This window comes from Clostridium grantii DSM 8605, assembly GCF_900129965.1.
GTDB lineage: Bacteria > Bacillota > Clostridia > Clostridiales > Clostridiaceae > Clostridium_AF > Clostridium_AF grantii.
On sequence record NZ_FQXM01000002.1, the window covers coordinates 42,279 to 66,005 of the forward strand.

19 protein-coding genes are annotated in these 23,727 nt (G+C 29.3%); 13 read left to right on the plus strand and 6 right to left on the minus strand.

The window, feature by feature from the left end; genetic code table 11:
- Positions 1–19: 19 nt before the first annotated feature.
- The 3 genes from BUB83_RS00200 to BUB83_RS00210 all read left to right on the plus strand — a co-directional run bounded on the left by BUB83_RS00200 (position 20) and on the right by BUB83_RS00210 (position 3,782).
- Positions 20–1,438, plus strand: coding sequence for a flotillin family protein (locus BUB83_RS00200; protein WP_073335776.1), 1,419 nt, complete (start codon positions 20–22; stop codon positions 1,436–1,438).
- 118 nt (positions 1,439–1,556) lie between these two features.
- Complete coding sequence (locus tag BUB83_RS00205) at positions 1,557–3,152, plus strand: ABC-F family ATP-binding cassette domain-containing protein (protein ID WP_073335778.1); 1,596 nt, start codon at positions 1,557–1,559, stop codon at positions 3,150–3,152.
- Positions 3,153–3,257: 105 nt separating this feature from the next.
- Complete coding sequence (locus BUB83_RS00210; protein ID WP_073335780.1) at positions 3,258–3,782, plus strand: DUF2179 domain-containing protein; 525 nt, start codon at positions 3,258–3,260, stop codon at positions 3,780–3,782.
- A 43-nt stretch (positions 3,783–3,825) separates the two neighbouring features.
- Here BUB83_RS00210 and BUB83_RS00215 read toward each other — a convergent pair whose 3' ends face one another.
- Both BUB83_RS00215 and BUB83_RS00220 read right to left on the minus strand, forming a co-directional pair.
- Positions 3,826–5,745 carry an ABC-F family ATP-binding cassette domain-containing protein gene (locus BUB83_RS00215; RefSeq protein ID WP_073335782.1) on the minus strand — a complete coding sequence of 640 codons (1,920 nt, stop codon included), beginning with the start codon at positions 5,743–5,745 and terminating at the stop codon, positions 3,826–3,828.
- Positions 5,746–5,858: 113 nt separating this feature from the next.
- Positions 5,859–6,173: a hypothetical protein gene (locus tag BUB83_RS00220; protein ID WP_073335784.1), complete on the minus strand. Its 315-nt coding sequence runs from the start codon at positions 6,171–6,173 to the stop codon at positions 5,859–5,861.
- A 258-nt stretch (positions 6,174–6,431) separates the two neighbouring features.
- Between BUB83_RS00220 and BUB83_RS00225 the strand changes: the two genes are divergently transcribed.
- The 4 genes from BUB83_RS00225 (at position 6,432) to hydF (ending at position 11,401) form a co-directional block, all read left to right on the plus strand.
- Positions 6,432–7,124: a metallophosphoesterase family protein gene (locus tag BUB83_RS00225; RefSeq protein ID WP_073335786.1), complete on the plus strand. Its 693-nt coding sequence runs from the start codon at positions 6,432–6,434 to the stop codon at positions 7,122–7,124.
- A 50-nt stretch (positions 7,125–7,174) separates the two neighbouring features.
- Positions 7,175–8,617, plus strand: coding sequence for a cardiolipin synthase (cls, locus tag BUB83_RS00230; protein WP_073335788.1), 1,443 nt, complete (start codon positions 7,175–7,177; stop codon positions 8,615–8,617).
- Positions 8,618–8,743: 126 nt separating this feature from the next.
- Positions 8,744–10,165, plus strand: a complete 1,422-nt coding sequence (locus BUB83_RS00235) for an aspartate ammonia-lyase (RefSeq protein ID WP_073335790.1) — start codon at positions 8,744–8,746, stop codon at positions 10,163–10,165.
- Positions 10,166–11,401, plus strand: a complete 1,236-nt coding sequence (hydF, locus tag BUB83_RS00240; protein ID WP_073335792.1) for a [FeFe] hydrogenase H-cluster maturation GTPase HydF — start codon at positions 10,166–10,168, stop codon at positions 11,399–11,401.
- Positions 11,402–11,501: 100 nt separating this feature from the next.
- On the opposite strand, the gene BUB83_RS00245 is transcribed toward hydF, so the two are convergent.
- Positions 11,502–12,392: an MBL fold metallo-hydrolase gene (locus BUB83_RS00245; RefSeq protein ID WP_073335794.1), complete on the minus strand. Its 891-nt coding sequence runs from the start codon at positions 12,390–12,392 to the stop codon at positions 11,502–11,504.
- 152 nt (positions 12,393–12,544) lie between these two features.
- Between BUB83_RS00245 and BUB83_RS00250 the strand changes: the two genes are divergently transcribed.
- On the plus strand, positions 12,545–13,003 hold the full coding sequence (locus BUB83_RS00250) for a Fur family transcriptional regulator (protein ID WP_073335796.1): 459 nt from the start codon (positions 12,545–12,547) through the stop codon (positions 13,001–13,003).
- A complete protein-coding gene (locus BUB83_RS00255) occupies positions 12,987–13,433 on the plus strand; it encodes a DUF134 domain-containing protein (RefSeq protein ID WP_073335798.1) in 447 nt (148 codons plus the stop codon). Before BUB83_RS00250 ends, BUB83_RS00255 begins: the two co-directional genes overlap by 17 nt.
- 465 nt (positions 13,434–13,898) lie before the next feature.
- On the opposite strand, the gene BUB83_RS00260 is transcribed toward BUB83_RS00255, so the two are convergent.
- Together BUB83_RS00260 and pdxR are read right to left on the minus strand one after the other, a co-directional pair.
- On the minus strand, positions 13,899–14,648 hold the full coding sequence (locus BUB83_RS00260) for a TSUP family transporter (RefSeq protein WP_073335800.1): 750 nt from the start codon (positions 14,646–14,648) through the stop codon (positions 13,899–13,901).
- A gap of 147 nt (positions 14,649–14,795) precedes the next feature.
- Complete coding sequence (pdxR, locus tag BUB83_RS00265) at positions 14,796–16,202, minus strand: MocR-like pyridoxine biosynthesis transcription factor PdxR (protein ID WP_073335802.1); 1,407 nt, start codon at positions 16,200–16,202, stop codon at positions 14,796–14,798.
- Positions 16,203–16,334: 132 nt separating this feature from the next.
- On the opposite strand from pdxR, the gene lysA reads away from it, so the two are divergent.
- Positions 16,335–17,585 (plus strand): diaminopimelate decarboxylase, encoded by a 1,251-nt coding sequence (lysA, locus tag BUB83_RS00270; RefSeq protein WP_073335804.1) that lies wholly within the window; start codon positions 16,335–16,337, stop codon positions 17,583–17,585.
- A 100-nt stretch (positions 17,586–17,685) separates the two neighbouring features.
- Here lysA and rlmD read toward each other — a convergent pair whose 3' ends face one another.
- Entirely contained in the window at positions 17,686–19,041 is a 1,356-nt protein-coding gene (gene rlmD, locus BUB83_RS00275) for a 23S rRNA (uracil(1939)-C(5))-methyltransferase RlmD (RefSeq protein WP_073335806.1), read from the minus strand.
- A gap of 323 nt (positions 19,042–19,364) precedes the next feature.
- Here rlmD and BUB83_RS00280 point away from each other — a divergent pair, with 323 nt between their 5' ends.
- The 3 genes from BUB83_RS00280 (at position 19,365) to kduD (ending at position 23,671) form a co-directional block, all read left to right on the plus strand.
- Positions 19,365–20,381, plus strand: a complete 1,017-nt coding sequence (locus BUB83_RS00280; protein WP_073335809.1) for a substrate-binding domain-containing protein — start codon at positions 19,365–19,367, stop codon at positions 20,379–20,381.
- A gap of 303 nt (positions 20,382–20,684) precedes the next feature.
- Positions 20,685–22,811: a DUF4962 domain-containing protein gene (locus BUB83_RS00285; RefSeq protein WP_073335811.1), complete on the plus strand. Its 2,127-nt coding sequence runs from the start codon at positions 20,685–20,687 to the stop codon at positions 22,809–22,811.
- A gap of 77 nt (positions 22,812–22,888) precedes the next feature.
- Positions 22,889–23,671 carry a 2-dehydro-3-deoxy-D-gluconate 5-dehydrogenase KduD gene (gene kduD / locus BUB83_RS00290; protein ID WP_073335813.1) on the plus strand — a complete coding sequence of 261 codons (783 nt, stop codon included), beginning with the start codon at positions 22,889–22,891 and terminating at the stop codon, positions 23,669–23,671.
- Positions 23,672–23,727 lie beyond the last annotated feature (56 nt).

The window sequence follows — 23,727 nt, forward strand, 5'->3', positions numbered from 1 at the left end:
TTTGAAAGGGGTAAAAGAAATGAATGAGTTAAGTTTTCCAGGTATGATTTTGATTGCAGCAATTGTTTTAACTATTTTTATTGTTATAGTGGCTTTATTTGCAAGGTACAAAAGATGTCCTTCTGATAAGGTTTTAGTTGTTTACGGTAAAACTGGTAGGGATACAGATGGAACAGATCGTTCTGCTAAATGTATTCATGGGGGAGCCGCTTTTATTTGGCCTGTTATTCAAAGTTATGAGTTTATGGAATTAACACCAATATCTATTGATGTTAATCTTACAAAGGCTTTAAGTAAGCAAAATATTAGGGTTGATGTACCTTCTACTTTTACAGTTGGTATTTCCACTGATGCAGAAATAATGAATAATGCAGCAGAAAGACTTTTGGGTTTAAGCAGACAAAATATTCAAGATTTAGCTAAGGATATTATATTTGGACAATTAAGATTAGTTATTGCAACTATGGATATAGAAGAAATAAACTCTGATAGAGATAAGTTTCTTGCTAATGTATCTACCAATGTGGAGCAAGAGTTAAAGAAAATAGGTTTGAAACTTATCAATGTTAATGTTACAGATATAAAAGATGAATCTGGATACATAGAGGCACTAGGTAAAGAAGCAGCGGCTAAAGCTATTAATGATGCAAAGGTTAGCGTAGCTGAGAAAAATAGAGATGGTGCTATTGGTGAATCTCAAGCAAAAAGAGCAGAAAGAATAAGTGTATCTGAAGCTAACTCTCAAGCAATAAAAGGAGAGAATAATGCTAAAATAACAGTTGCTCAATCTGACGCTGAAAGAAGAGAAAAAGAAGCAGAAGCAGAAAAAATTGCTATAGCTGCTGAAAAAGTTCAAACAGCTAAAGCATTACAAGAAGCTTATGCAGCAGAACAAGAATCAGAAAAAGCCCGTGCTGAAAGAGATAGAGCAACAAGTGTTGCGGATATCATCGTAAAAGCTCAAATTGATAAGGAAAAAGTTGAATTAGATGCAGAAGCTCAAGCTGAAAAGATAAGAAGACAAGCAAAAGGGGAAGCAGACGCTATTTTATTCAAGATGAAGGCTCAAGCACAAGGTAATATGGAGATTTTAAGTAAGCAAGCAGAAGGTTTCAATAAGTTGGTTGAAGCAGCAGGTAACGATACAAAAGATGCAGTTATGCTTATGATTGCTGATAAATTACCAGAACTTGTTAAGTTACAAGTGGAAGCAATTAAAAATATTAAAATTGATAAAGTTACAGTTTGGGATACAATGGGTGGAAATGGGCAAGGAACACCTACTACAGCAAATTTTTTATCAGGAATGTTAAAATCAATTCCTCCTTTTGATGACGTATTTAAGACTGCTGGACTTGAATTGCCAGAAATATTACAAGGGAAAAAATTGGAAACTACTATGAAAGAAAGTGTTGTGGAATTAGAGGAAGAAAAGTAGAAAATTAAGAATTTATGGGTTATAAACTTTTAATGGAAAGCTTTCGCTATGGCGAAAGCTTTTAAACTATGTTATAATTTACTGGAATGTTAAAAAACGAGTGAAGGATGGTAGTGCTGTGATTAATGTTACAAATGTAAGCCTAAGATTCGGGGCAAGAAAACTTTTTGAAGATGTAAATATTAAATTTACACCGGGTAATTGTTATGGAGTAATTGGAGCAAATGGAGCAGGTAAAAGTACCTTTTTAAAGATTTTATCTGGTGAAATTGAGCCTAATACAGGTGATGTTTCAATTGGTAGTGGTGTTCGTATGTCTGTTTTACAACAGGATCATTTTAAATATGATAGCTATAGTGTTCTTGATACAGTAATTATGGGTAATGCAAGATTGTATGCCATTATGAAGGAAAAAGATGAACTTTATGCAAAAGCAGATTTTACAGATGAAGATGGAATGAAGGCTTCAGAACTTGAAGGAGAATTTGCAGAGTTAAATGGATGGGAAGCAGAATCAGATGCTGCATCATTATTGCAAGGACTAGGAATAGGAACAGACTTGCACTATAAGCAAATGATGGATGTTTCAGATTCAGAAAAAATAAAAGTATTGTTAGCGCAAGCTTTATTTGGAAAACCTGGCGTCTTGATTCTAGATGAACCTACAAACCATTTGGATATTCAATCTATTAACTGGCTTGAAGAATTTTTAATAAATTTTGAAGGCACTGTTATAGTTGTATCCCATGATAGACACTTCTTGAATAAAGTATGTACTCATATGGCGGATGTAGACTTTGGAAAAATCAAACTTTATGTAGGTAACTATGATTTTTGGTATGAGTCAAGTCAATTAATGCTTAAATTAACAAAAGATCAAAACAAGAAAAAGGAAGAAAAAATAAAAGATTTACAAAACTTTATCGCTAGATTTAGTGCTAACGCTTCTAAGTCTAAGCAAGCAACATCTCGTAAAAAATTATTAGATAAAATTTCTTTAGATGATATTCAACCTTCTACAAGAAAATATCCTTTTGTTGGTTTCAAACCAGAAAGAGAAGTAGGAAATATAATTCTTCAAGTTGATGGTTTAAGCAAAACAATAGATGGAGAAAAAGTTTTAGATAATGTTAGATTTACAGTAAATAAAGATGATAAAATTGCTTTTGTAAGTGAAAATCCTAATGCAGTTACAACTTTATTTAAAATATTAAATGGTGAAATGGAGCCAGATAGTGGAGAAATCACTTGGGGAATAACAATTACTAAAGCATATTTCCCAAAAGATAACAATGAATACTTTGATAATGTAAATCTTAGCTTAGTTGAGTGGTTACGTGAATTTTCTGAGGATAAAACAGAAAGTTACTTAAGAGGTTTCCTTGGTAGAATGTTATTCTCAGGAGAAGAAGCTTTAAAGCAAGTTAATGTTTTATCCGGGGGAGAAAAAGTTCGTTGCATGCTATCAAAAATGATGTTAAGTACTGCAAATGTTATAATGCTGGATCAACCAACAAACCATTTAGACTTAGAATCTATTACAGCAGTTAATAATGGATTAGCAGATTACAAAAGTGTAGTTTTATTTGCTTCTCATGACCATCAATTTGTTCAAACAATAGCTAATAGAATTATTGAAATTACAAATGACGGTGTTATTGATAAGCAAATGACTTATGATGAATATTTAGAAAATGTAAAACATTATAAATAAAACAAAAAGCAACTTTTGATTTTGAAAGTTGCTTTTTAATTATCTATAGATTGAAAAATTCAAACAAGAGTTTTTTAACAAAATAACATAAGAGAGGAGAGAGATTTGAGAAATATTATACTAATTTTATTGTTGCAATTAATGTATGTACCTATGTTAACTTTAAGAACTATTTTTATGGTTAAAAATATGAGTTTTCTAGCTTCTTTATTTGGTTTTTTAGAAAGCTTAATATATGTATTTGGATTAGCACTAGTTTTTAATGGGGACCAAAATATTATTTCTATGGTAGTTTATGCAGTGGGTTTTGGACTAGGGCTTTTTGTTGGAGGGTATGTTGAAAACAAAATGGCCATCGGATACACTTCAATACAAGCAAATCTTTTTAATAAGAATGATGAATTGATTGATTTTCTTAGACAAAAAGGTTTTGGGGTTACAGTTTATGAAGGGGAAGGTAGAGATAGCATAAGATTTAAATTAGAGATCTTAACAAAGAGAAGTAGAGAAACAGAACTTTTAAAGTATATAGATCAATATGACCCTAATGCTTTTATTGTTTCTTATGAACCTAGAAAGTTTAAAGGTGGATTTTTAGTTAAATCTATGAAAAATAGAAAATTCATTTAATTTGAATATAGCCCACCGGTTTAGGTGGGCTAATTTTAATAAATTATTCATTAATACCATTTTCGATTTTTTCTGCCAGCTCATTTAAATAAGCCCATCTATCCATTTTTTCATTTAAATTATCTTCAAGAATACCTTTTTCTTCCATTAATAATTGAAGTTTGGTATAATCAGAGGATGCTTTTCCGATTTTAACATTAATTTCTTCTATAGCAAGTTCAAGATTTTCAATAATTGAATCTATTTCTTCGAATTCTCTTTTTTCATTATAAGAGAATTTTAAAGGTTTTGTTTTTTTGTCTCTTGAGTTATTTGTATCAGATTTATTTTCTGATAAAGGTTTAGAGATTTCTTTTTCTGTTTCTAATATTTGAATTCTTTCACTGTAATCAGAGTAGTTACCAATAAATATATTAATATTACTAGAGCCATCATATTGAAATATTTTTTTAGCCATTCTATCAAGAAAGTATCTATCATGTGAAACGGCTATAACTGGACCATTAAAACTATCTAAATAATCTTCTAATATGGTCAAAGTTTCTATATCTAAGTCATTTGTAGGTTCATCTAAGAAAAGTACATTAGGGGCTTCCATTAAAACTCTTAACAAATAAAGTCTTCGTTTTTCCCCACCAGATAAACTCCCTACATAAGTCCATTGCTGTGTTGGAGGAAATAAGAATCTTTCTAACATTTGAGAGGCGCTAATTTTACTTCCATCAGCTACGGTTATGAATTCAGCACCTTCTTTAACATACTCAATAACACGTAAATTTTCATCCATATGAGTATTTTCTTGAGAATAATAGCCTATCTTAACTGTATCACCTATATCAACTAGCCCACTATCAGAAGGAACTTTACCGGAAATTATATTCATTAAAGTTGATTTTCCACTTCCGTTAGGGCCTAAAACACCTATTCTATCATCCCTTAAAAGAATATAGCTGAAATTTTCTAAAAGTTTTTTATCACCGTAACTTTTACTCAAATTTTCAATTTCAATAATTTTTTTGCCTAGTCGAGAACTTAAAGAGGAAATTTCGATTTTCTCAGTATTAATATCTATTTTAGCCGCTTTTATATCTTCAAAACGGTCAATTCTTGCTTTCTGTTTTGTGGTTCTAGCTTTTGCACCTCTTCTAATCCATGCTAGTTCTCTGCGAAAAAGATTAGCTCTTTTATTTTCACTTGCAGCTTCTAAATCTAATCGTTCAGATTTTTTTTCTAAGAATTCGCTATAGTTACCTTTGTAAGCATATAAATTTCCTTTATCTAGTTCTATGATTTTATTGGTTATTCTATCAAGAAAATACCTATCATGAGTAATCATAAGTAAAGAGCCTTTGCGACTATTTAGAAAATTTTCTAGCCATTCTATGGTTTGATTATCCAAATGGTTAGTAGGCTCATCTAAAATCAATAAATCAGCTGGGGATATTAAGGTAGAAGCTAATGCTATTCTTTTCTTTTGTCCACCAGACAATGTACTTACTTTTGCATGGAAATCTGAAATACCTAATTGAGTAAGAATGGTTTTTGCTTCACTTTCAACGGTCCAAGCATTTTGAGCATCCATTCTTGAGTTTAAAGAAATTAATTTATTTTGTAAGGAAGCATTATTTGAATTAAAGTTTAACTCATCTAATAAAGATTCATATTCTCTTAATAAGGTCATTAATGAAGAATTACCTTTAAAAATCTGTTCTAATACAGTGGCATTAGAATCCATATATGGATTTTGGGAAAGATACTCAATACGCACATTGTTCCCTTTAAGGATTCTACCCGCATCTTCTTCTTCCACACCAGCAATAATTTTCAAAAAGGTGGATTTACCTGTACCATTTACCCCAATAACCCCTATTTTGTCACCCTCTTCAATACCAAGAGATACTTCATTTAGTAATATTTTTTCACTGTAACTTTTGCATATATTTTCAATTGATAATAAATTCATAATTAATCCTTTCCGATGTAAAATAATATTTATATTTATAAATGCTTGAATCGATAACTACTAAATTACGTTAATAGTATTTATTTTGAGCTAACATACTAAAAAATATAAAATTAATCTTCTAAATTAGAGACAACTAAAGCACTTATAATCCAAATAATAAGAGCAGGAATAAAGTAGATAACAGCAATACTAAAGTCTGTATTAGGAAGAATATATTTAATGTGTAAATAAATAAATCCAAAAAAAAGTATAAAAGATATCAATCCTTTTAGAAAATCTTTTCCAAATATTAAAAATCCTAGACCTGGAATTATTAAGTTAAAAATCACACAAATCATTCTTTTGAACCTCAAATGATTACGCTCTAGTTTTTCAATTTCTGCTTTGAATTCCCTTCTTAGGGTAACTAAATTTTTTTCCTCCACTAAAAATACCTCCGTAATATAGTAAAATCATTATATCTTTATACTAAACTCAAACAATTTATAAGTATATAATAACATTTAATGTATGATAGTTGCTAGTAAAATTATTATATAGTGAACACACTGTGAAACTTAATTTAGCCTGTATAATAAAGAGTCGTATAAATAATTGCCATATTTTTCAGTCAGTGATATATTAGTATTATTAAATGGGCAAGATAAAAATAAAAGCATTATAACATTGGGAGGAATAATAGAATGAAAATAGCAGTTATATCAGATATTCATGGTAATTTAGAGGCATTAAAGAAAGCAGTCCAAGACATTGAAAAAAGAAAAGTGAATACTATAGTTTGTGCAGGAGATTTAGTGGGATATGGTCCTTACCAAAATGAAGTTATTGAATATATTAATAGCAAAAATATTTTATTGATATATGGTAATTATGACGCAGCAGTAGCTAATAATGACGTTAACTTTATAAAAGATACACCTTTTAATAAAAATTTTGCTTTGCCATGGAGTGTAAATACTGTTTCAGAGGAAAATAAAAATTGGCTTAAAAAACTTCCGGAGAGTATTACTCTTGCTATTAATGGTAAGGTTATAAAGGTAGTTCATGGAAGTCCTTTAAAGGTTAATCAATATCTTTTTGAAGATGCTGAAGATACAAAAGAAATTATGGAGAAATTCCAAGGAGATGTTTTAGTTTGTGCTCATACCCATCTACCTTTTGTAAAATACTTTGGTGATAAGATGATGATTAATGATGGAAGTGTTGGAAAACCTAAAAATGCAACTCATAATATAACTTATGCATTAATAAATATAGATTATGAAATAAGTGCAGAAATAATAGAGCTTAAACATGATAATTCAGCATTGATAGAAGAGTTAAAAAGGTTAGATGTGCATAAAGAAGTAATTGATAGTTTTGTTGAAGGAAAGTAATAGTGATATCCTAAATTATAATTAAATTATAATTAAGTTGAGGTGAGTATTTGGATATTTTTAATTTTATAGTAGTAATATTGTTTGTTTTAAATATGTTACTAGCTTTATTGCTAATATTTATTGAAAGAAGAAACCCTACATCTACTTGGGCTTGGCTTGTAATTCTTTTGATTTTACCAGGCATAGGGTTTGTATTGTATTTGTTTTTGGGACAGAATTTTCATAGACAAAAGATGTTTGAGTTAAAAACTGAAGAAGACACACTTCATAAAAAGTTACTTTTACAAAATGAAGAGTTGATTGAATCAAAGCTAGTACCTAACGATTCAAAAACACAAAGATATTTAGATATGATAAGAATGAATTATACATACAGTAATTCATTATATACCCAAAATAATTCTGTAAAAATATTCATTGATGGAAATGAAAAATTTAATTTTTTGCTTGAGGATATAAATAATGCAACTCACCATATTCATATTGGATATTATATATACAAGCAAGATAAAATTGGAAATGAAATTTTAGAAGCATTAATTAAGAAAGCTAAAAAAGGGGTTAAGGTTAGACTTTTATATGATGCCATGGGAGGAAGAACTATAGGTAAACATTTTTTTGACGGATTGAAAGATGCAGGAGGCCAGGTAGCAATATTCTTTCCATCAAAAATACCTCATTTTAATATAAGAGTTAACTATAGAAACCACAGAAAAATAGCAGTTATTGATAGTAAAATTTCTTATGTTGGTGGTTTTAATATTGGTGATGAATATTTAGGAAGAAGTAAAAAATTTGGTAATTGGAGAGATACTCATTTAAGATTATGCGGCGATGTTGTTGACGGGTTACAGAAAAGATTTTTACTTGACTGGAGATATGCTTCTGATGAAAAAATTCATTTTGAACAAAAATATTTTAAATTAAAAGATCAATGTGGTACAACGGGAATTCAAATAGTATCTAGTGGACCAGATTCTGTGGAGCAGGAAATTAAAAATGGATTTTTAAAAATGATTCAAAAGGCTCAAAAATCTATTTATATTCAATCACCTTATTTTGTTCCGGATGATAGTATTATTGAATCATTAAGAATAGCTTCATTGTCGGGAGTGGATGTTAGAATAATGATTCCGCATATGCCGGACCATCCTTTTGTTTATTGGGCTACTTACTCTTATGTAGGGGAGTTATTAAAAGCAGGAGTTAAAAGTTATAAATATAACAATGGATTTCTACATTCAAAGACTATTGTGGTTGATGGAGAAATAGCTACAGTGGGAACAGCTAATATGGATATTAGAAGCTTTAAGTTAAATTTCGAAGTTAATGCTTTTATTTACGACCATGATGTGGCGGGAGAATTACAGAAAATATTTATTGAGGATATGAAGTGCTGCGAGGAAATTACTGAAGAGTTGTATAAAAATAGATCGAGGATTATTCAAATAAAAGAATCTATATCAAGATTACTATCACCAATTTTATAATAAAGCAAGCTTTCAGCTTGCTTTTATTTTATGTAAAATACAATTATTATCATTGAAGATATGTTATTAATTTGTTAGAATTAGAAATGAGTCAGAATGTTAAAGTGAATTTCTGGAGGAAAAATGATGAATAAAGATGGAGTTAATTATAGAATTGAAAAAGATTCTCTTGGTGAGTTGAAGATTCCTAGGGATGCTTACTATGGTATTCATACAGCTAGAGCTTTGAATAATTTTAATATAGATAAAAGTACGGTAAATATAAATTTGATTAATGCTGTGGTTACAGTAAAAAAAGCAGCAGCTATGGCTCATAAAAGGTTAAAAGAAATAGATATAAAAGTTTGTGATGCTATAATTCAAGCTTGTGATAAAATATTAGAAGGAAAATTTCAAGGTGAATTTTTGGTGAATCCATATCAAGGAGGAGCAGGAACTTCTACTAATATGAATGTTAATGAAGTAATTGCAAATGTAGCTCTTGAAATAATAAATGAGGAGAAGGGAAGATATGATATAATTCATCCTATTGAGCATGTTAATTTTGCACAATCCACCAATGATGTATATCCTACAGCTCTTCGAATAGCATCTATAAAATTAATAAGAAAGTTAAGTAAAAGTTTTGCAGCTCTTCAAGAAACACTTCAAGAAAAAGAAAATGAATTTGCGGATATTATAAAGCTAGGAAGAACTCAACTTATGGATGCTGTACCTATAATGGTGGGACAGGAATTTGGGGCTTACGCAAGAGCTATTGCTAGAGATAGGTGGAGAATTTATAAAGTAGAAGAAAGACTTAGGGAAATGAATATGGGGGGCACAGCAATAGGAACGGGATTAAATGCTTCTCAAAAATATATTTATATAGTAACAGATTATATTCAGGCATTAACTGGTTTTGGTATGGCAAGAAGTGATTACCCTATTGATACTACTCAAAATATGGATGTATTTGTAGAAGTATCAGGTTTATTGAAATCAGCAGCAGTAAATTTAATGAAGATTTCTAATGATTTTAGATTATTAAATTCAGGTCCTTACGGAGGATTGGGAGAATTAATTTTACCTTCTATGCAAGCAGGTTCATCTATTATGCCTAATAAAATAAACCCAGTAATACCAGAAATGGTTGCTCAAGTTTCTATGAAAGTAATTGCTAATGATAGCGCTATAACAACTGCTGCATATAGTGGACAATTAGAATTAAATGCTTTTGCTCCATTAATCGCTCATTGTTTATTAGAATCTTTGGAGCTGATGGATAGTGTTGTTAATAAATTCAAAGATAAGTGTATTAAAGAAATAAAAGTTAATGAGGCTAAATGTAAGGAAAATCTTGAGAATTCTCTTGCACTTGTAACAGCTGTAGTTAATTATATTGGATATGATAAAGCAGCTGAAATATCTAAAAAAGCAATAAATGAAGGAAAAACTATAAAAGAAATTTTAAAAGAAGAAAAGCTATTTACAAAGGAAGAATTAAATAAAATTCTTAATCCTTTTGGAATAACTAGTCCTGGAACACCAGGAGAAGGAGGAAAATAAATGAGTGGATTAAATCAAACACCTCGTGCAGATAGAGTACATATAGCTTTATTTGGGAAAACTAATGCAGGTAAATCAAGTATTATAAATGCAGTAACAGGACAAGATTTAGCCTTAGTTTCACATGTGAAGGGTACAACTACAGACCCAGTATATAAAGCTATGGAACTATTACCATTAGGACCAGTAGTTTTAATAGATACAGCAGGGCTTGATGATGTAAGTGAACTTGGGGAGCTTAGAAGAAAAAAAACTATAGAGGTATTAAATAAAACAGATATAGCATTACTTATAATGGATGGAACCATGGGGGTTACTGACTATGATGAAGATATTTTAGAACAAATTAAAGCTAAAAAAATACCAGTGATTGCGGTTATTAATAAAACTGATTTAAGTGAATTTCCCAAAGAAAAAATAAATGAGCTACAAAAGAAATTTAAATGCAAGGTTATTGCTACAAGTGCAAATTCTAAAAAAGGTATTAATGAATTAAAAGAAGCATTAGCAAAATCAGTTCCAGAAGAAGAGGACAAATTCAAAATAGTAGGAGATTTGATTTCGCCAGGAGATTTTGTGGTGCTAGTTACGCCTATTGATAAAGCAGCACCAAAAGGAAGACTTATCCTTCCTCAACAACAAACTATAAGAGATATTTTAGAAAGTGATGCTATTGCAATTGTTACTAAAGAATATGAGTTAAGAGAAACCTTGGAAAATCTAGGTAAAAAACCAAAGATGGTAATTACAGATTCACAAGCATTTTTAAAAGTGTCAGCAGATACACCACAGGATATTTTAATGACATCTTTCTCAATTTTGCTAGCTAGAACAAAAGGAGACTTGTCAGAACTAGTTAGAGGAGCTAAAGCTATTGAAAAATTAAAAGATGGTGATAAAATTCTTATATCAGAAGGATGTACTCATCATAGACAATCTGATGACATTGGAACTGTAAAAATTCCAAGATGGATAAGACAAATAACAGGTAAACAAATAGAGTTTGAATATACAAGTGGGATGAGTTTCCCAGAAGATGTGAAAAAATATGCTTTGATAGTTCACTGTGCAGGATGCATGTTAAATAGAACAGGAATGATGCACCGAATTGATCAAGCAGAAGAAATGCAAGTACCAATAGTTAATTATGGGGTTTTAATTGCTTACGTGCATGGTATTTTGGATAGAGCCCTTAAACCATTTCCACTTGCACAAATGGCATGGGAAGAGGAATAAGTATTTTGTATTTTGTAGGGACGGTTTACATGCCGTCCCATATTTTGACTTTCAATACTATCATTTAATCTAAGGAGCTTTCATTTATAAAAACTTGAATTTATATTTTATAATAATACATTTTTCCATCTTCTAAAGAAATATCTATTTTGTCGTTATTATATAAGTAAGATAGAAAAGCAGAGGCAGAGGTTAGATTTAAAAAATAATCGAATTTTGAGAGATTTAAATCATTTAAAATAATAATATTTTGAAGTAAATCTTCTTTTGTTAAAGGTTGATCTAAAAGCTCATAGATTTGGGTTGCATAGGTATTTATATTTTCTAAATTCTTATCTATTAATACAAGTAGCTCATCTTTATTTAATACTTCATCAGCGTGGGCAATAACAAAGTAATCAGCATCAATAGTTTTTAAAGATTCTAAAGTTTCAATACTTTCTTCAATATTGAAAAGGTAAGGAAAAGAATATTTATCTAAAATTTTCTGGCTAAAAATAGAATCTCCTAAAAAACAAACTTTGTCATCAGTTATAACTCCTATTTGTTCATGACTATGACCTTTTAAGGATATTATTTGGAATTTCTCATCATTGATTTTATTTAAACCATAATCTAAAATAAAATCTACTACATGAGGATTTTTATCTTTATTAAATTTCTTTAGAGGGGAAGAATTGCAAATAATGAAAGCTCTTAATTCTTTATTCTCCATATAAAGCTTTTCTTTTTCAGAAGTATATACCAAAGTACCAGGGTAATTTTTCTTAAAATATGGGTTTCCACCACAATGATCTTCATGACTATGAGTATTTACTATATATTTAGGGTGTAGATTATTTTCTTTTAAAATTAAATCTATTTTTTTTGCGTGACTATCACCTATTCCAGAGTCAATTAATAAAACAAATTTATTTTTAAAAACATAAACACCAACGTTGGTGTTACCTTTAATTATATAAGTGGACCCGTTGATTTTTTCATAATGCATAGTTAGTAACTCCCATCTATAAAACAAATTTTATAATATATTATATATGTTCTTTTAAAAAGTATAAACAATAGAGAAAATATTTTCAACTTTCTTTTTTTTTCAAGGAATATCTGTTATTATATAAGCAATCGTAAAAAGGAGAAGTAAGTATGGATAGTAGAGTAGATAATGTTGAGCAAATTATAATTAATAGTGGATTTAAAATGACCTATCAAAGAAGAATAATCTTAAATGAATTTTATTTAACATCAAAGCATATGAAAGCAGAACAATTATATTATAAAGTTAAAAATAAAAATATTGGATTAGCAACGGTATATAGAACTTTAAAAATTTTTACAGATTTGAACATTATTCAAGAGATAAATATCGATGATATAAATTATTATGAACTTAAGCTATGCATTAATAAGTGTATTCACGTTCATGTAAAATGTAAAAAATGTGGTAAGATAATTGATATTAAAGATGCAGAATTGATGGATAATTACTTAGATTTAAGTATTAAATTAGAAAAATTATATGGTATAGATATAATGGACACTAATATTGTTATTGATGGTGTCTGCAATTTATGTAAGGAGGATAATCATGCCAAGACCAATTAAGTGGAGAAGGGTTCAAGTCAAACCTAAGAGTACTTATTTTATTCCAGTAGATAAAAAAAATTGCTTGTTAGAGAATGTGACCTTGAAAATTGAAGAACTTGAAGCTATGAGACTTAAAGATATTGAAAAATTAAATCAAGAACAATGTGCGGAGAAAATGATGGTCTCAAGGCAAACCTTTCAAAATATAATAGAAAGTGCAAGAAAAAAAGTTACAATAGCTTTAGTTGAAGGAAAGGGCATAAAAATAGATGGAGGAAACTTCACTTATAATATATGTAGCATGAAATGCTTAGATTGTGATCATGTTTTTGATATGAATTATGAAAGAGATGAAGTTGAATGTCCTAATTGTAAATCAGAAGAAATAAGATGTTCTAAAAAACAGGGTTTCTGCAAAAAAAAATGTAGAAAACAAAATCATGAGTGAAATAGTTTTGAACAGAATATAGGGTAAAAGATATTATTAGTACAATTGTGTGAAAATTTATAATATTAAAAGTATTATAACTTATGAGAATGTTATGGTTTTAGGTGAATAAAGTGTGTTTTAGTTGATATATTACTATTAATTGAGGTAAAATATTGACAAGCCTAAAAAAAAGTTGTATAGTGTTTTAGTGATGGTTTGGAAAAACATGTAAATACCTTTAAAAAGCAAATGAAATTAATATAAAACATGACAGATATCATAAATGAAACATTTTGTAATAAATGTTATGGTGGTTATTTGATTATATTGCTTTTAAATGTATTACCATTAAAAATACATCATAAAAAGCAGTTGACCTTATGGCAATTGACGAAATTAGAAATTATAACTTGGGTATTATATGAATAAAGCAAGCAGTTGACTTAAAGCAATTGACTTGCTTTTTTTCTTTTTTGAATAAATTTAGAAGAATGAAACAATTAGTTTACCTGCTACAGCTACAGACATAATAATAAATATAGGTTTAATTAATTTGGCACCATCTTTTATAGCCAGGTGACTACCTAATCTTGCACCAAAAATCATACAAATACCTACAGGTAATCCAATAGTATAGATGATTTGTTTATTTAATGCAAATATAAACAATGAAGTTATGTTACTAACAAAATTTAATATTTTGGCATTACCAGAAGCATTAACAAAATCGAATTTAAAAATTTTAATTAATAAAAACATTAAAAAAGAACCTGTTCCTGGGCCAAAGAAACCGTCATAAAATCCTAGTGAAAAAGCCATAATTATACCAAATAGTAATGTTAATTTGGTAGGTGAGGTATAATTGTTTTCTATACCTAGGGATTTGTTAAATATGCTATATACAGCAATTATTAATATCATAACCAGTATAAAAGTAGATAAAAAGTTTTGACTGATAGATAGCACAGTTTTAACTCCCAAAATAGAGCCTAAAAAAGTAAAAGGAATAAGAAATTTAAGTAATTTAAAATTAACCTTACCTGATTTAGCGAATTTGATAGAAGAAGTTACAGACCCAAATGAAGCAGCAAATTTATTTGTTCCTAAAGCCAAGTGTGGGGAAATTCCAGATGCTAAGTAGGCGGGAATTGTAATTATACCCCCTCCACCAGCAATGGAATCTACAAAAGATGCGATGAAGCCTACGATACATAATATTAGAATTTTTGTCATAAAATAATCCTTCCTTTTATAATAGTTAAATCAAATGAATAACTATTATTTTGTTTAAATATTTAGTTTGGTTGTCCTAACTATTTTATAGGATTAATGAAAGCTTGTCTACATATAGGCAGTATAAAAAATGTGGTTGTAAGTAAACTATAGCCAGGCAGTACTTAACAACTCAATGCCTTTCGGGATGTTTTCCAATTTGATGCCTGCGAAGCCTAAAAATATTAGTTGAGGATTTGATTTTTTAGGGAATGAGTAATAAATTGATGTAGGGCTTACTTTTACGCCTAAACCTTTAGCTGCCGATATTAAATTTGTTTCATCCATGCCATTATTAACTTTCAAAAGTATATGGAGACCTGAATCTGCTCCAATTACTTCTGCTTTTGGTCCAAAGTATTTATATATAGAGCTTATTAATAAATCATGCTTTTTTTTATAAACATTTCTACATTTCTTTAAGTGTTTGTACCAATGACCTTCTTTAATAAATATTTCTAAGGATTTTTGAATTATTCTAGGCACAGGCTGCTCGTAGATTGTAAAATTATTTTTATATATTTCCATTAATTCTTTGGGTAAAACCATATAGCTAATTCGGATAGAAGGCATCAAGGACTTAGAAAAGGTTCCTAAATATATAACCCGATTATTTGAAACAAGACTTTGTAGGGAAGGAATAGGTTTTCCTTTATATCTAAATTCTCCATCATAATCGTCTTCTATAATATACGAATTCTCTTTTAATGCCCAATTTAATAATTCAACTCTTCTTTTAATAGGCATAACTCTACCAAGGGGGAATTGATGAGAAGGAGTGATGTAGACAATTTTACTTTTGGATTCTTTTAACTTATTTATACAAATACCATTTTCATCAACAGGAATAGAAGCAATATCAAATCCATAGTGCTCAAAAACATTTCTAGCACCAATATAGCCTGGATCTTCAAAAGCAAGATTTTTATCGAATTTTTGAAGAACTAAACTAAGTAAACTTAATGATTGTTGAGTACCGGACCCTATTATAATTTGTTCAGGAGAGCTTAATACTCCTCTTGATTGATAAATATACTTTGAAATTTCAAATCTAAGCCCTTTGTCTCCAACATGTTCACCGTAAAAAAGCAAATCCTTTTCAGTAGTTAATAAACTTTCATTAATGATTTTTCTTAAGGTAGATAAAGGAAAAGAATCTAGGTCTATTTGTCCATTAGTAAAATCATAAAGACAAAACTCTTCTTTTATTTTACTTTGTTTTAATGAAGAGTTGTAGTCCATTGAAGAAAGATTTTCAGGTATCTGTTCTATATTTTCAACGAAAAATCCTGATTTAGACTTACTTCGTATATATCCCTCAGCAATAAGTTGCTGATAAGCTGCGTCTATAGTATTTTTGCTCAGGTTCGTATTTGAAGAAAAATCTCTTATAGAAGGCAATTTGGAATTTGCTGCTAGATTTCCGGAAAGAATTTCTTTTTTTACATGTTCATAAATTTGCATATAAAATGGTTTTGATGAAGTTGTATCTAAGTTTGGTATAAGATTAATCATAATTTATCCTTTCGAAGTAGTTTATATATAATGTTCATCTGTCCCTTGAAAAAACTCTAAAACTGTAACTTACAATGGTATCAATTAATTCCTATAATAATTATAACAAAATTAAAGAAAAGGGGAATGAGTATGAATAATATTTTTACGGAAATTACAGATAAAATAGATTTTTACAGGGGAAATAATGCTATAGAACTAATTAAAGAGTATGGAAGTCCTTTATATGTTTATGATGAGAGAATAATTAAAGAAAAATGCAGAGCTATAAAAGCATTAATAAATTACCCCAATTTTTCAGTTAATTACTCAGCAAAAGCCAATAGTAATTTACATTTATTAAAAATTATTAAGGATGAAGGATTAAATGTGGATGCCATGTCTCCAGGTGAAATATTTGTACAATTAGAAGCTGGTTTTAAACCCGAACAAATTTTTTATATATGTAATAATGTTTCTAAAGAAGAGATGATGTATGCTATTGAAAAAAATGTTTTAGTGAGTGTGGATTCATTATCACAGTTAGAACTTTTCGGATCTATCAATAAAGGTGGAAAAGTGGCAATTAGATTTAATTCTGGAATAGGTGCAGGACATAGTGAAAAAGTTGTTACAGGTGGTAAAAATACAAAATTTGGCGTGGATGAGAATTTTATTGAAGAAGTAAAAAAAATAATCCAAAAATATGAGCTTAAATTAGTAGGGATAAATCAACATATAGGTTCTTTATTTATGGAGAAAACACCTTATATTGAAGGTGTAAAAGCTATTCTATCTATAGCAGAAAAATTTGAAGATTTAGAGTTTGTAGATATTGGAGGCGGATTTGGAATTCCTTATAGAAAACAGAATAAAGAAACTAATTTAGATTTAGCTTCTTTAGGAAGAAAGCTAGATGAGATTATTAAACAATGGGTGAAGAATTATGGTAAAGAAGTAACTATTAAAGTTGAACCAGGTAGATATGTGGTTGCAGAAAGTGCAGTTTTGTTGGGAACAGTTTTTGCTGTAAAAGAAAATTATGATATAAAATATATAGGAACAGATTTGGGTTTTAATGTTTTATCAAGGCCAGTAATTTATGATTCTCATCATGATATAGAAGTTATGAGAGAGAATTCAATGCCTTCTAAGAAAATGGAAAAGGTAAATATAGTAGGAAACATATGTGAAAGCGGAGATATAATTGCTAAAGATAGAACATTGCCAGAAATATTTGAGGGGGATATTATAGGGGTTTTAGATAGTGGAGCTTATGGATATGTGATGAGTTCTAATTATAATAATAGACTTAGACCAGCAGAAATTCTTATCAAAGAAGATGGTTCAGTGGTGATTATACGGAAAAGAGATGAGTTGGAGGATCTTTTGAAAGGTTTTTGATATTCCACTGAAAAAAACAAAATGAAAAAGAAACTAATAACTCATATGGTTGCCATATGAGTTATTTAACAAAAGTGAGAATATACCGTTTTGCAAAAGTCTATATTTTTACAAGCTTAACAATACTTTCTAAGTGAGGTGTGCTGGGAAATAAATCCATGCCTATTACTTGAGTTATTTTGTATTTGCTCCCCAGAAGCACTTTTAAGTCATTAACCAAGGTCTTAGGATTACAAGAAACATAAATTATTTCTTTTGCATTAAATTTCAACACATAATCTAAAGCCACTGGATGAACACCAGGCCTTGGAGGATCTAATATAATTATATCTGGGTTCTCTTTGAGGTTTTGAATTACATTTTTAACGTCACCAGCGATAAACTGGCAATTATTTAAATTATTTAACTTTGCATTTTCTTTTGCTGATTCCACTGCTTCTTCTATTAATTCTACACCTATTACTTTTTTAGCTTTTTGTGCTACTATTTGACCAATTGTTCCGGTTCCACAATACAAATCAAACACAGTTTTATTTTCAGAATTACCCATAAAATCTCTAACTAAGCTGTAAAGTTTTTCTGCACCCAGCGTATTTGTTTGAAAAAATGAGAATGGAGTGATTTTAAATTTTAAGCCTAAAACTTCTTCTGTTATAAAGTCTTCACCATATAAAACCTTAATCTCATCTGCTTGAACTGTATCAGAAAGAGAATCATTAATAATATGTAAAAGACTTCTTAGTTTTCCTTTATAGTTTAAACCTTTTAGGATTTCTGTTAGCTCATCCATACTAAAGTCTTCTTGAGAGGTGGTAACAATAGCAACCATCAATTCGCCAGTGTTTTTTCCTTTTCTAATAACTAAATTTCTTAAATAACCTTCTCTAGCCATGATTTTATAATGTTTAAAATCTTTTTTTCTAAAATAATCTAAAACTGTTTTAAGTAATAAGTTGAAATCCTCATCTATGATTTTACATTCATCAGCAGTGACAATTGAAAAGCTTCTACCTTTCATATGCATTCCAAGACAAAGTTCTCCACCTTTTTCCATGTCGCCAAAAGTGAATTCCATTTTGTTTCTATATTCATAAATTTCAGGGCTACCTTCAACCCCAAGAAATTCAAAATCTTTTATTTCAGCATTATCGAACAATTGCAACAATTGATCTTTTTTAAACTCTAATTGTTTTTCGTAGGAGATAAATTGGTGTGTACAACCCCCACAAATATTAAATACAGGACATTTAGGTTCAATTTTATAATATACATCTTCTATAATTTCGTTTAAATTTGCAATAGCATTACCACTTTTGAATTTCTTTACAAAAGCTTTAACCTTTTGACCTGGTAAAGTTCCTTTTATTAATATTTTTTTATTGTCTTTAAAAGCAACACCATATCCAGGAAATTCAGTGCCTTCTATGTTAAGTTCATATACAGTTCTTTTTTTCAATTTAGTCCACTCCTATTTTTATTTCTATTAAAGCTTTTGTAATATTATGAAAAATAAAATTGCACAGTTTAAACTTAAAACAATGCAATCCACTCTAACAATTATATCATTTTTTTATCATTTAACAAGAAAATAAATCTTCATGATTATCAAAAATCGTATTAACTATGCTAAAAATATACATTATTAATACAAAAGTAGTGGATAATATCTTAAAAGATTTTGCAATATGAGGTTTCATATTGTATAATATTGGCGAGGTCAATACATGGATTGAATATATACACAAAATATGAGTAAATTAAAGACTTAGGAGAAATCTGATGAAACATGCAAAATTAATCGACGTTGCGGATAAAGCAGGTGTATCAATAAGTACTGTTTCACAGTATTTGAGCGGTAGATATAAGTATATGTCAAAGGATACAAAGGAAAGAATAAGGCTTACAATTGAAGAATTAAATTATATTCCTAATTCAATCGCTAGAAGTTTAAAAACAGATGTAACAAAAACTATAGGAGTAATTGTTTTTGATATGGCAGGATATTTCACAAGCAGTGTTCTACGTGGAATTGATGATTATTGTAAAAAAAGTAATTATAATGTAATTATATATAATACAGACTATGATGCAGAAATTGAAAAGAAATCTATTAATATGTTAAAAATGCTTAGAGTAGATGGAATTATAATAGCTTCATCAGGTAAAAATAATAAACTATTGGATGAAGAAAATAAAAATGGAACGTGTATTGTTCAAGTGTTTATGGAATATGATGATTTGGATATAAGTACTGTTTTATCAGATTATAAAGGAAGTACATTTAATGCAACGGAGTATTTGATAAAATTAGGCCATAAAAAAATTGCATTAATAACACAAGAATATGAACATATACCTTCAAGACAGGACAGAATTTTGGGCTATGAAGAAGCAATGATTAAAAATGGAATAGCTTTAAATTTAAATTTTATTAATATTTGGGATAGATTTTCAGATTTAAATAAGACTTTTGATGAAGCCTTAAAAAGTGAAAATTCGCCTACAGCAATATTTTCAATGCATTCCTCTGTAACGGCAGAGTTACTTAATTATTGTAATATGAATAAAATAAATGTACCAGAAGATTTATCAATAATTGGTTTTGATGAACTACCTTTAGCTAATCTTTTCAAAACTCCCATTACAGTTGTAGATCAAAAACCTTATGAGATAGGACAAAAAGCAGCTGAATTGGTATTATGGAAAATAAATCATAAAAAAGAAAGAGAAAACAATAAAGTAATTGTTTCATGTGAATTAAAGATTAGGGAATCTTGTAAATCCTTAGATAAATAAAATAAAAAAATAATATTTAGAAAGGCTGTAGTGAATTTATTCATTTCAACCTTTTTTTTATTTTTGAAATAATATTTTGAGTATATAGAAAAATGTAAATATATAAGGTTGAATTCAAGAGTTATGCAGTAAAAAAACCAATAAGTTATTGACATAAAGATTAAATAAGGATAATATAAATTTAATAAAACGTTTTATCAAAGTTTTATTCGTGTATAAACTTAAGGAGTGTAGAATTTTTTACATTCATGAAAACGTTACATAGCATTGAAGAAAAATATACCATGAAAAGGAGAATTTTTTATGAAAAAATATTTATTGATAAATAGCAATATGGAACAATTGAATGAGGAAAAATTAACATTTAGAAAAACTCACTTTACAAGGTTATTAGAACAATGCAAGATGTATGAAAATCAAAAGATTTCAAATGAACATCCACCTACAAGTATTACATATATGGGCATGGCAGCTGCAAATTTGAGTTTAGCTTATTTATTAACAAAACAAGATAGTTATTTACAAGAAGCTAAGAGATGGATGTTTTCTGCATGTAATTATGAGTGTTGGGGATATGGATTTTTAGTTGATGTGGATTTAAGTGCTTCTTGGTTATTATATGGATTTGGTTTATCTTACAATTGGATTAGTGAATATTTAAGTCCTACTGAAAAGAAAACAATGCTTGATAAATTGATTTTACAAGGGCATAAAATGTTTGATTATGGTGAAGAAAATGAAGGAAATTGTTGGTCAACTGATTATTGGCAGAATCATAATTGGATTAATTATACCGGATTATTAACAACAGCTTATGCTATTGCTCCTGAATATGAAGAAGCCAATACATGGATAAATGTTATCAAAGATAATTTTGAAAAGGTATTTAAATGGATGCCAGAAGATGGTAGTAATTATGAAGGGACAGGTTATTGGAGATACGCTATAAACTTTTTATTAACTGCAGCTGATTTAATAAAAGAGAATGAAGGTATAGATCATTTTAAATCTTCATTTATGGAAAATACATTTTATTATAGGTTATATCAGTCAGCTACAAATTGGGAAGAAAATGTTAACTTTTCAGATGTTCATGATAGAAAAAGTTCTCACTCTATCTCAGCATACTATAAAATGGCTAGTGAATATAACAATGGTCATGCACAGTGGCTTGGAAATTTAGTTAAAAATAAGTTCTTATTTAGAGAAGCTTATGAAAGCAAGATTTTCCCGGGCATTATGCCAGAAGCTTTCTTGGAATATATATGGTATGACAAAGGTATTAGTGAAGAAGAGCCAAATAATCTTCCATTAACAAGATATTTTCCAGATTTAGGTTTGGTAGTAATACGCTCATCTTGGGATGAAGATGCAATACATTTTTCTTTTAAATCAAGTGCTCCAGGTGGTAATATTCAATGGGAAAAATCCTGGGAATTAGATACTCAAAATGGATGGAGAACTAGAAGTTTGACACACTATCATGTGGATTTTAACAGTTTTATTTTAATGGCTAATAATAGTCCTCTTGCTATTGATGAAGGTTTTCATAGAACATCTAGAGCTAAAGTGCACAACATGATAACTGTAGATAATACAGGTTGTGTGGGAGAAAAAATATGGGATGAAGGTACACTAGAAGATCCTGAATTATTTGATTTGAACTGTAAGGGTATTTATAATGTTTGGAGAGATGTAAAAAAAGAAGCTATAGCTAAAGTAGAAGAATATATAAGTGAGGGCGGATATACCTATTGTGTGGGAGAATCTAGCAAGCTATATTATCCAGAGATGAATTTAAATCGAAATGCAAGAAATATTATCTATAGTGAAATGGGTTATTTTATTATTTTAGATGAACTTAAAAGTTCAAGTGAGCATGCTTATACTTGGAGATTACATGGAGAACAATTTGCAGAGAAGAAGGCAGATACAAATGTATTTCAAATCAAAAATGGTAAAGGAACACTAGATATACATCCTGTATGGCCAGAAGAATTAAATTGTAAGGTAGAGGAAACTATAATTCGCGAGATAATGACTCCACAAAGACCGGATGATGTTAGAGAAATTAAATTGAAAACTCTTTGTATTGAGAATAAAAACAAAGAAATGAATATGAATTTCTTAAATGTATTATATCCTCATTCTACTTTCTTAGACGAATCAATAGAGGTTAAATCAATTAAAGGTCAAGGGTTTATTGGTGTTGAAATCAAGAAAGAGAGCTATATTGAACAATTTATATACTCAGAAAAAAATACTATAGATTATAATGGTATAGAATCTGATGGAAGATGGATTTCAATTATTAAAGATAAGGAAAAACTTATTAAGTTTGCAGTTTATCAGGGAACATATCTTAAAGTAAATAATGAAAAATTATTTGAAGGGGATACTATAGGTAATATTTTTAATACTGTAATTTAAAGCGAAGGTAATAAAGTGTAAATTTATAAAACAATTGTAAGATTACAATTAAACTTACTATACGAGGAGATAAAAATATGGAAATGTCACTAGATAGCTTTTCTATGGATTATTTTTCGCTAAAAGGAAAGGTAGCTATAGTTACAGGCGGAAACACTGGATTGGGTCAAGGGGCTGTAGTTGCACTTGCTAAGGCAGGAGCAGATTTGTTTGTACCAACTCATGGGACTAATTGGAGTGAAACAAAAGAATTAGTAGAAAAGGAAGGCAGAAGAATAGAATTTTTCCAAGCAGATTTAACTAAAAGAGAAAGTGTTACAGCTTTAGTGGAAGAATGCATGAAAAAATACGGAAGAATAGATGTTTTAGTAAATAATGCGGGGACTATTAGAAGATCACCAATTTTAGAATATAAAGATGAAGATTGGAAAGCAGTTATTGATCTTAACTTAAATGCGGCATACTACTTAAGTCAAGATGTTGCAAAAATTATGGTTAAGCAAGGTGGGGGTAAAATAATTAATATCGCTTCTATGCTTTCTTTCCAAGGGGGAAAATTTGTTCCTGCTTATACAGCTAGTAAACATGGAATTGCAGGGATTACCAAGGCCTTTGCTAATGAACTTGCTTGTGAAAACATTCAAATAAACGCTATTGCGCCTGGATATATTGCAACAGCAAATACTGCACCATTAAGAGCTGATGAAAAAAGAAATGCTGAAATATTAGGAAGAATTCCTGCTAATAGATGGGGAGAACCATCGGATTTAATGGCAGTGGTTGTTTTTCTAGCATCAAAAGGATCAGATTATATGAATGGGCATATACTTGCTATAGATGGTGGCTGGTTAGTTAGATAGCATGTAAGAGATCATTTATAGGAAAACTGGTAAAGCTAAAAATATAATGGAAGTAA